At 64.4% G+C, this 10,467-nt stretch carries 7 protein-coding genes and 1 pseudogene; 6 read left to right on the top strand and 2 right to left on the bottom strand.

Translation table 11 applies throughout. The features are described from left to right. Window positions 1–215 (bottom strand): annotated as a pseudogene (locus AC1DVA_RS24985) (NAD-dependent epimerase/dehydratase family protein); the annotation flags it as partial. 93 nt (window positions 216–308) lie between these two features. Beyond that, entirely contained in the window at window positions 309–2,024 is a 1,716-nt protein-coding gene (locus AC1DVA_RS24990) for an IclR family transcriptional regulator domain-containing protein (RefSeq protein ID WP_476807660.1), read from the bottom strand. A gap of 308 nt (window positions 2,025–2,332) precedes the next feature. Here AC1DVA_RS24990 and AC1DVA_RS24995 point away from each other — a divergent pair, with 308 nt between their 5' ends. The 6 genes from AC1DVA_RS24995 to AC1DVA_RS25020 all read left to right on the top strand — a co-directional run bounded on the left by AC1DVA_RS24995 (window position 2,333) and on the right by AC1DVA_RS25020 (window position 10,407). Beyond that, window positions 2,333–3,199: an aldose epimerase family protein gene (locus AC1DVA_RS24995; RefSeq protein ID WP_476807663.1), complete on the top strand. Its 867-nt coding sequence runs from the start codon at window positions 2,333–2,335 to the stop codon at window positions 3,197–3,199. A 100-nt stretch (window positions 3,200–3,299) separates the two neighbouring features. After that, on the top strand, window positions 3,300–5,258 hold the full coding sequence (locus AC1DVA_RS25000) for an ABC transporter substrate-binding protein (protein ID WP_476807661.1): 1,959 nt from the start codon (window positions 3,300–3,302) through the stop codon (window positions 5,256–5,258). A gap of 62 nt (window positions 5,259–5,320) precedes the next feature. Further along, the gene (locus AC1DVA_RS25005; RefSeq protein WP_265055395.1) at window positions 5,321–6,307 is read left to right on the top strand and encodes an ABC transporter permease; all 987 of its coding nucleotides are present in this window, start codon (window positions 5,321–5,323) and stop codon (window positions 6,305–6,307) included. A 3-nt stretch (window positions 6,308–6,310) separates the two neighbouring features. Further along, a complete protein-coding gene (locus AC1DVA_RS25010; protein ID WP_265055396.1) occupies window positions 6,311–7,438 on the top strand; it encodes an ABC transporter permease in 1,128 nt (375 codons plus the stop codon). Beyond that, window positions 7,435–9,162 carry an ABC transporter ATP-binding protein gene (locus tag AC1DVA_RS25015; protein ID WP_476807662.1) on the top strand — a complete coding sequence of 576 codons (1,728 nt, stop codon included), beginning with the start codon at window positions 7,435–7,437 and terminating at the stop codon, window positions 9,160–9,162. Before AC1DVA_RS25010 ends, AC1DVA_RS25015 begins: the two co-directional genes overlap by 4 nt. 21 nt (window positions 9,163–9,183) lie before the next feature. Beyond that, the gene (locus AC1DVA_RS25020) at window positions 9,184–10,407 is read left to right on the top strand and encodes a mandelate racemase/muconate lactonizing enzyme family protein (protein WP_265055398.1); all 1,224 of its coding nucleotides are present in this window, start codon (window positions 9,184–9,186) and stop codon (window positions 10,405–10,407) included. Window positions 10,408–10,467 lie beyond the last annotated feature (60 nt).

The raw sequence follows: 10,467 nt of genomic DNA on the forward strand, positions 1-10,467 counted from the left end.
GCCATACCCTCCATGGCCCGTTCGACGGCGGCGATGTCGCCAATATCGGCAAGCACGGCGTCTTCGTTCGCAGCCAGCTCAGYCGGCGCCACGGCATCGAGAATGCGGATGCGCTCGAAGCGGGCGCCCAGTTCCCGGCGCAGTTTCCGCCCGATATTGCCGGCCCCGCCCGTGATCAGCAGGTTGCGAAGGGCGGTCGGCGGTTGTTCTTCCATGCGTCGTCTCCCGGCTTTTATCGTTGAGCGAGATGATAGACTTGAGCGTGATGAGAGACCTGAGCTTGGCGATAGACTTGGCGGCTCCCCGGCTCAGCGCAGCAAGGCCGCGCGAAGGCGGCCGTCGAGGGCGAAGACATTGCCGGAGGTCGGAGACTCGGCAATCTGCTGCGGAGTCAAACCGATGCGGCCACTGGTGACATAGAGCAGGTCGCCATCGCGGCCGCCGAATGTCAGCCCTGTCGGGCGCGGCACGGGCAAGGACAGAAGCCGCGTGTCGGAGCCGTCGCGCCGCAGCCGCGCCAGACTCCAGCCATCCCACAACGCGACCCACAGATGATCCGGCTTTTCCAGAGCCAGCGCCATGGGGCGCCCGTGCAGGGCATCGACGCGCGCGACCAGCTCCGGGCTCCCGGGCTCGTTGCCCGGTCCGATGCGGAAACGGACGATGTCACCGGCATCCCGGAGGGCGGCGTAGAGATGACGCCCGGAGGAATCGATCAGGATGTCGGTGGGAGCAGACGGCAGTTCGGCCTCCAGCACGGCCTCACCGTCGATGAGACGGTACAGCCCCGGACGGATCTGGGGAGCCGATGTTTCCCCGACGCCGAGCCAGATCTGCCCATCGCGCCCGTGGCAGGCGCAGGTGATGCCGGCGAGCACCTCCGGCGACAGCTCGGGGCTCAACGGCGTCAAGCGCGCATCCCGGTCGACGGTCATGGCGCCCTTTTCCGTCGCGACGAACCAGCGCCCCTCGCCCATCGACGTCAGGGCCATCGCCGGCGAGGTAAACCGGGCCATCACCTCCGACCGGGGCGGAGCCGTGGGCTCCTCGTCGCGCGAACGCATGATGGCGGGCGCGAGCGCGTCCAGCCAGAGCAAGGAGCTGGTCTCGGCATCCCAACTCGGCGACTTCCCAAGGAACGAGCGGGCGCTGGAGGCGAGCGGCATCTCCCCGCCATCGGGCCGGCCACGCGGACGCGTGCCGCCGCGCCGCCCCACGGCCTCGCCAAGCCGCCGGGCTGCGGTTGCAACCTCGGGTCCGAGCTGATGAGCGCGCTCCAGCGTCATCCTGTAACAGGGCCCCGATACCGTGAAGGCTCCGATCGGGACGTCGCCATCGCCGGGCACGGCTGCGCTGACGCAGCGCACCCCCTCCATGAACTCCTCGTCGTCGATGGCATAGCCTCGCAACCGGAAGACATTGAGCTGCGAGCGTAGCTGGGTCGGGTCGGTGATCGTGCGGTCCGTGACGCGCTCGAAGCTCATGCGGCCGATCAGGGCCTCGCGCTGGGCCGGCGCCAATGCTGCCAGATGAGCCTTGCCCATTCCCGAGCAGTAGAATGGCCGCAGGCTGCCCAGAGGCGCGCCCGTGCTGACTGCATACAGGCTCACGATCTTCTGCAGGATGATCATGCTGGCGCCACCGGGCGCGGCGAAATAGACGGTTTCCCCGCTAAGTTCGTGCAGCCAGCGGATCTCCGTCATGGCGAGCATCGGCAGATCCGGGATCGGCCAAACGGCCTGGGCGTATTCTAGAAACTTGAAGCCGGGGAAATAGCCCTGCCCGGCAGCATCGACGCGAACCAGGCCGCGCTGCTGCAAGGTATTGATGATGCGGTAGGCCGTGCTGCGCGGCAGGCCCAATTCATCGGCCAGGCTTTGTGCCCGGTGCTCGCCGGGCGAGGCGGCGATCAGGTCGATCAGGTTCAGCGCCTTGCCGACCAGTCGCGTGCCGCGAACCTCGTCGCGCGGCCCCTCATCGTCGGGCCCGGCATCCTTCTCGAGGCTGGCGACACGATTGCGCATGAAAGGAAGCCGGGCCTGTCCAAGCGAGATGAAGCGGCGAAGGCCGCAACTTACGCAGGCGCCCGGCAGCTCGCAACGATGAATTACTACGATGTAAGAAATATTGATGCTGCAACTGCGAGATAAGGCATGGTTTCATACATAGTAAGAACGGCCGTTGACAGAGCCCGACACCGCTCCTAGCCTTTCACTCAAGATCGGGGACATCCCGGCTCATGGGACGAAACGTGACTATGGCGGACGCGACGACGGCACAGCTTCGTTCTGCGCAGGCCTCGCCGTCTGTCCATGCTCTCTCGGCCGGGCCGATGAGAGCGACAGTGAGGCCTCGGGATGGGGGCCGGATCGCCTCGTTCTGGCGCAGGGAGACCAGCGGCCATCGCACCGACCTGCTAGTGCCGATGCCCGAAGCCGCGTTCGACCCTGCCATCTGGCCAAAGGCCGGCAGCTATCCGCTCGTCCCCTATTCCAACCGCATCCGTGATGCCACGTTCCGCTTCGGCGAAACCCGGGTCGAACTGGCGCCGCACCCGGCCGCGGCTCCGCACGCGCTGCACGGCTTCTGCCAGATGCGACCCTGGACCGTGAGCCGGCAGGCCGCAGCTCAGATCGAGATGCGCTACCGCCACGATCCGCAAAGTGATCCCAATGGCTGGCCCTGGGCGTTCGAGGTGGTGCAATTGATCACGCTTGGTCCTTCAGGCCTGACGCATGAGATCGGCGTTGAAAGCCGCGCGGACTCGGCCATGCCAATGGGACTGGGTGTTCATCCCTATTTCGCGGTCTCGAAGGGCGACAGGATCCGGTTCACCGCGGACGCCTTGTGGCAGGCCGATGCCGACGGGTGCGGGAAGCAGCTTCACCGGCTTGCGGGCAGCGCCCGCCAATACGACTCGGGTCATGGCGACAGGGACGTCACGACCTACTACGCCGGCTGGGATGGCAATGCCTGGATTCAACGGCATGACGGCACTGAGATTGTGATCCAGGCCAGCGCCCCTCTTGACCATCTCGTATTACATGTCCCGGCTGGCGGGCGTTATCTGTGCCTTGAGCCCGTGAGCCATGTCGCGGACGCCTTTAATCTCGCGGCAGCCGGACAGCCGGAGACCGGGATGCGCGTGCTGAACCCCGGCGAAGTCCTTCGGGCCACGGTGCGGATCGGAGTGGCTTGATGTGAACAAGACGGGCGGTCGCACCAGCCGCCGCCCGACAGCTTTCGACCCTGAACGACAAGGCCAAAGGGCCGGCAACACCTCAGTGAGGGAGGATAGCATGAGCAAGGACACCCAACGAGGAGCGTATCGGCGCCGCGGGCTCGACCGCCGCGACATGCTGAAGGGGCTTGCCGGCGCAACCGCGCTTTCGGCCCTGCCCCATGCGGCTTTCGCGCAGGCCGCCAAGGAAGCGCCGGCTCTCGCCAAACTGGCGGCGGACGGCAAGCTGCCGCCGCTGGCCGAGCGCATCTCGGCCAATCCTCTGGTCATCACGGTCGAGAAGGTCGGCCGCTATGGCGGCTCGCTCAGGCGCGGCCTGCGCGGCTCCTCCGACCATAACGGCATCCTGAGGATGGTCGGCAATCAGGGCCTGGTGCGCTGGAACCTCGCCTTCACCGAAGTCCTGCCCAATGTCGCCGACAAATGGGAGGTGAACCCGGATTCGACCGAATTCACCTTCTACCTGCGCAAGGGCATGAAATGGTCCGACGGCAAGGCGTTCACGGCCGATGATGTCGTCTTTTCCATCGAGGATTGTGCCAAGAACACCGAACTCTACAAATCCGCTCCTTCGGCGATCGTCATCGACAACAAGTCCTGCACGGCAAGCAAGGTGGACGAGACGACAGTCAAGTTCACCTTCGCCAGCCCCTATGCACTGTTCCTGGAGCAGATGGCGACGCCGCTCGGGCAATATCCGACGCTCTTCGCCAAGCATTACTGCAGCCAGTTCCATCCCAAATACAATTCCGGCATCGCGGATCTAGTCAAGGCGGCGAACCTCTCCGACTGGGGCACGCTGTTCCGAAACAAATGCGGCGATATCGAAATTCCCTCGCGCTGGGGCAATGTCGACAAGCCAACACTCGACCCCTGGGTGGTCAAGGAGGCCTATACCGGCGGCGCGACCCGCGTCGTGATGGAGCGCAATCCCTATTTCTGGCAGGTCGATACCGCGGGCAACCAGCTGCCCTATATCGATCGGCTCACCTTCAACATCTCGCAGGACGTGGAGTCGCTGATGCTCGACGCGATTTCCGGACGTCTCGACATTCAGGAGCGTCATCTCGACACGCTGCAGAACAAGYCGACGCTGTCGCAGAACATGCAGAAGGGCGGCTACCGCCTGATCGAGCTGATCAGCTCCTCGTCCCAGCAGGTTCAGATTTACTTGAACATGACCCACAAGGACGCGAAGGTCAGGGAGATGTTCGCCAACAAGGAATTCCGCAAGGCGCTCTCGCTCGGCATGAACCGCAAGGAGATCATCGACCTCGTCTATCTCGGCCAGTCGCAGCCGCACCAGACCGGGCCGCGCCCCGGGCACCCCTGGTATCATGCGGGCCTGTCGGAGCAGTTCACCGATCATGACCCGGCCCAGGCTAATGCCATCCTAGACAAGCTCGGCTACGCCAAGAAGGACGGCAGCGGCATCAGGCTGCGGCCGGACGGACAAAAGGTCTTCTTCGCGATCGACGTGATCCCGACCCTGTATCCCGACGAGGTCGACGCGCTCGAACTGGTGAAGCGCCACTGGGCCGAGATCGGCGTCGACATCAAGGTCAATACGATCGAGCGCGCGCTCTACTACACGCGGGGTGACAACAACGACCATGACGCGGCGGTTTGGCCGGGGCCCGGCGGGCTCGACCCCATGCTCGATCCGCGCGACTACTTCGCCCAGCATACGCAGGGCTCGCGCTACGCCATTCCCTGGGCGCAATGGTATGTTTCGGGCGGCAAGGACGGCCAGGAACCGCCGGAGAGCCAGAAGCAGCGGATGAAGCTGTTCGATCAGGCCCGCGCCACGGCCGATCTGCAGAAGCGCGCCGCTCTGATGAAGCAAGTTTTCGACCTTACGGCCGAGGCATTCGAGACCGTCGGCATCTGCCTTGCGGTCAACGCCTTCGGCATCTGCAAGAACAACCTGCAGAACGTGCCGGCGCGATACCCCAACGCCTGGACCTGGCCCAATCCCGGCCCGGCCCTGCCACAGCAGTTCTTCTTCGCGACATGAGCGACCGGAGCCCGGCTACGCTTCGAGCGTAACCGGGCTCCCTCACCGAAACAGGCTGTGCCATGCTCCGCTTCATCGCAAAGCGCCTCCTCTGGATGGTGCCTTCTCTGGTCGTCGTCAGCTTTCTGGCGTTCGTGCTGATCCAGCTGCCTCCGGGCGACTACGTCACGACCTATATCGCGACGCTCGCAGCCTCGAACGAAGTCGTCGATCAAAACACCGCGGCTGATCTGCGCGCCCGGTTCGGGCTCGATCAGCCCATGATCATCCAGTACTTCAAATGGATCACCAACATCGTCCTCAGGGGCGATTTTGGCCTGAGCTTCGAGTGGCAGCAGCCGGTCGGAGACCTGATCTGGGAACGGATGGCGCTGACGCTGGTGCTGACCTTCTCGACGCTGCTCGCCACCTGGGGCATCGCGCTACCGATCGGCATTTTCTCGGCGGTCAAGAAATACTCGATCGGCGACTACATCATCACCTTCTTCAGCTTCCTAGGCCTCGCTGTTCCCAGCTTCCTGCTCGCACTCGTGCTTATGTATGTCGCGGCCGTCGAATTCGGGCAGGAGGTCGGCGGGCTGTTCTCCGAACAGTACCTGACGGCGCCGTGGAGCATCGGCAAGGTCATCGACCTACTCCACCATCTCTGGATCCCCGTCATCATCCTGGCCGTCTCCGGCACCGCCAGCCTGATCCGCGTCATGCGCGCCAACATGCTGGACGAACTGCACAAGCCTTATGTGACGACGGCGCGCGCCAAGGGCCTCTCGGAATTCCACCTGCTGGTGAAATACCCGGTTCGCCTCGCCCTCAACCCGTTCATCTCGACGATTTCCTGGCTGCTGCCGAACCTGGTCTCCGGTTCGATCATCGTCGCCATCGTGCTGAGCCTGCCGACCGCAGGGCCGCTCCTGCTCCAGTCACTGATGAGCCAGGACATGTATCTGGCCGGCGCCTTTGTGCTGCTGATCTGCGCGCTGACCCTGATCGGCTCGCTCATCAGCGACATTCTACTCGCCCTCGTCGACCCCCGCATCAGGCTGGAATAGGCCATGACCGACAGCGCTCTTTCGTCCATCGACATCAAGCGACTGGCCGTCGCGTCGCAATGGCAACTCGTCTGGTGGGCATTCAAGCGTCACCATCTCGCCATGGCCGGACTGGTCGTCACGGTGTTCCTCTACATCATCGCCATCGCGCCGGGCTTCTTCGCCATCAACGATCCCTCGCAACAGAACGCGCGGGCCGCCTTTCATCCGCCGCAGACGATCCATTTCATCGACCGGGGCGCGGATGGGGGCTGGTCGTTGCGTCCCTTCATCCATCCGAACGTATTCAAGCGCGACCCGCAAACGCTCTCGGCGGTCTATAGCGAGGACAAGACTCGCAGGAGCTATGTCAGGTTCTTCGGCGAAGGTTACGAATACAAACTCTTCGGCCTGTTCAGCACGACAACCCACCTGATCGCCTCGGAGAACAAGACCCAGCCGATCTTCCTGCTCGGGGCCGACCGCCTCGGCCGCTGCGTTTTCAGCCGCATCATGCAGGGTGCCCAGATCTCCCTGTCGGTGGGCCTGGTCGGCGTCCTGCTCTCCCTTACGATCGGCATCCTGCTCGGCGGTATCTCCGGCTATTTCGGCGGCCGGATCGACTTCGCGGTGCAACGCGTCATCGAATTCGTGCTGTCGCTGCCGAGCATCCCGATCTGGCTCGCTCTGTCGGCCGCCTTGCCCCAGGATTGGCCGGCGACACTGAATTACTTCATGATCACGCTGATCCTGTCGCTCACGGGCTGGGCGCAGCTTGCCCGGGTCGTGCGAGGCCGCTTCCTGAGCTTGCGCACCGAGGAGTTCGTCACCGCGGCCCGCCTCGACGGCGCCTCGGAGGGGCGGGTCATCTTTCGCCACATGCTGCCCAGCTTCGCCAGTCACATCATCGCGTCGATCTCCCTGGCGATCCCCGCGATGATTCTGGCCGAAACCTCGCTGAGCTTTCTCGGCCTGGGACTGCAGCCGCCGACCATTTCCTGGGGCGTGCTGCTGCGCGAGGCCCAGAACATCCGCTCCATCGCGACCGCGCCCTGGCTGTTTGCTCCCGGCGTCGCCGTGGTGATCGCCGTGATCGCCCTCAACTTCCTGGGAGACGGACTGCGCGACGCAGCCGATCCGTACAACAAATGAGCGTCATCGATCTCGCCACAGGCCCTGAGACGCGCGCTGCCGCCCTAGCCCCGACAATCCTCGAAGTCACCGGCCTCGTGACGCATTTCCCGATACGCAACGGTGTCGTCCGGGCCGTCGACGGCGTCTCCTTCACCCTCCAGCGCGGCAAGACGCTCTGCATCGTCGGCGAAAGCGGCTCGGGCAAGAGCGTGACAGCGCGCTCGATCCTGCAGATCGTCGATGCGCCCGGGCGCATCGTCTCCGGTGCGATGGTCCTGCATCGCCCCAATGGCAGCTCGGTCGATCTGGCGAAGCTCAACCCGCGGGGGCGCGAGATCCGTGCCGTTCGCGGCCGCGAGATCGCGATGATCTTCCAGGAGCCGATGTCGTCGCTGTCGCCGGTCCATACCGTCGGCGACCAGATCATGGAGGTGCTGCAGCTCCACCTGAACATGGGCAAGAAAGAGGCCCGCGCGCGCTGCGTCGAGCTCCTGACGCAGGTTGAAATCCCCAAACCCGAAGCCGCCGTCGACCGCTATACGTTCGAGTTTTCAGGCGGCATGCGCCAGCGCGTAATGATCGCGATGGCGCTTGCCTGCAAACCCTCCCTGCTCATCGCCGACGAGCCGACGACCGCGTTGGACGTCACCACGCAGGCCGAGATCCTCGATCTGATCAGGAGGCTGCAACGGCAGCACGGCATGGCTGTGATGTTCATTACCCACGATATGGGCGTGGTCGCGGAGATCGCAGATGAGGTGCTGGTGATGCACCACGGCAAGGTGATGGAGAGCGGCCCGGTCGACGCCATATTCCACGCGCCGCAGGACGACTACACCCGGATGCTGATCGGCTCCGTGCTAAAGCTCGAACAGAAGGCCGAGATCAGACTGAGGCGCGCGCCGCTTGCGCAAGAGGTTCCGCCCGTCCTGCAGGTCCGCAATCTGGAAATGCATTTCGGCTCGCCCAAGGCCCCGCTCAAGGCCGTCGACGACGTCTCGCTGGAGGTCAGACCTGGGGAGACGCTCGGCATCGTCGGCGAGTCCGGTTCGGGTAAGACCACGATGGGGCGCTGCCTACTGCGCGTCTACGAGCCCAATGCCGGAGCGATCGACTATCGACGCGCCGACGGCGAGGTCGTCGACCTGCTCAAGGCTGACAAGGAGACGCTGAAGGCCTGCAGGCGCGAGATCCGCATGATCTTCCAGGATCCGGTCGGGTCGCTCAACCCGCGCATGACAGTGGCCCAGATCATCGGCGAGCCCCTACTCGTCAACAAGATCGCCTCCGGCAAAGAGCTCGACGACCGGGTCGCTGAACTGTTGCGCCAGGTCGGCCTGGAGCCCTCCTGGCGGGAGCGCTATCCGCATGCCTTCTCCGGCGGCCAGCGCCAGCGTATCGGCATCGCGCGTGCCATCTCCCTTAACCCACGCGTCATCGTCGCCGATGAGGCGACCTCGGCGCTCGACGTCTCGCTGCGCTCGCAGATGCTCGACCTGATGATGAACCTGCAGGACAAGCTCGGCTTGTCCTACGTATTCATCAGCCACGACATCGGCGTCATCCGCTACATGTGCGACCGCGTGGCTGTGATGTACCGCGGCAAGGTGGTCGAGACCGGTGCGGCCGAGCAAGTCTGCAATGCGCCCACGCACGCCTATACCCAGGCCTTGCTCTCCGCCATTCCGCGACCCGACCCACGGGCCCGCAGCATCCATCGCCGCCACCGCTACGCCGGTTAACGAGCCTACGGATCAGCCCCCATGAAGATCGTCGATATCAAGACATTCCTGATGCATGCGGGCGCCCCCAGCCTGAAGAACTGGGCTGCAGACGGCTCGTTCGGAACCCAGCAATTCTCGAAGAACCTCACCGGAAGCCGCAACTGGCTGTTCGTCAAGGTCGTTACCGACGAGGGCATCACCGGGATCGGCGAATGCTCCGGCTGGCCTCGCGTCATTAGGACGGCGGTCGAGGATTTGAAGTCGCTGCTTGTCGGCGAAGACCCCCTGCATATCGAGCGGCTCTGGCAGAAGATGCAGATCGCGATCATGGGCCACGGCATGACCGGCGTCGTCGGTGCCGGCGCGATGACCGGCATCGACATGGCGCTGTGGGACATCAAGGGCAAGGCGCTGAACACGCCGGTCTGGAATCTGCTCGGCGGCAAGCTGCGCGACAGGATCCGCATCTACGGCCACGCCAACACGCCGGAGACCGCGCTCTCGCTGAAACAGCGCGGCGTCACCGCCATCAAATGCGGCGGCGTCTCCGATCCCGTCAGGAAAGTCGCGGGGCTGCGTGAGGCTGTTGGAGCGGAGATGGACATCGCCATCGACCTGCATGGCCCGCCATGGCTGACACCAGCCGATGCGACGCAGCTCTGCCGCGCCCTCGAGCCTTACAGGATGATGTGGGTCGAGGACCCGATCGCACCCGATAATCTCGACGGCTATGCCCGCATCCGCAACCATTCCTCCGTGACGCTGGCAGCGGGCGAACGCATGGCGACGATGTTCGGCGAGCGCGAGTTGATCGAGCGCGATCTGATCGATGTGGTGCAGCCCGACACCGGCCGCGCCGGCGGCATCACCCAGATGAAGAAGATCGCGGCCATGGCGGAGGCGCATCACATCATGCTGGCGCCGCATTCCGGCTCGCTCGGGCCGGTTGCGGAATACGCCGCCCTCCATCTCCTCGCGAGCTGCCCGAACGGGCTCGTTCTCGAACGCATCGAGGACGATTGGGAGGGCCGCGCCAAGACTGTCATCCCGCATCCGGTTTCACGCGCTGGCTATATCGTCGTCCCCGACGCTCCGGGTCTCGGCGTCGAGATCGACGAGGATTTCGTTGCGCAATGGCCAAGCGAGATGAACGTCTCGATCCCCGTCACCGAGGGGGCCGGCTCCTATGCGCAGGGCACCTTCCGCGAACATGTCTATGTGCAAACCCGCTGGAAGCGGGGCGTCTATTTTCCGAAGGACTGAGCCGATGAAGATCGACCGCCTGCGAATCTACATGTCGCGCGACAAGGACCGGCCCCGCGT

The sequence above is a fragment of the Allobosea sp. P4_C6 genome, assembly GCF_056402015.1.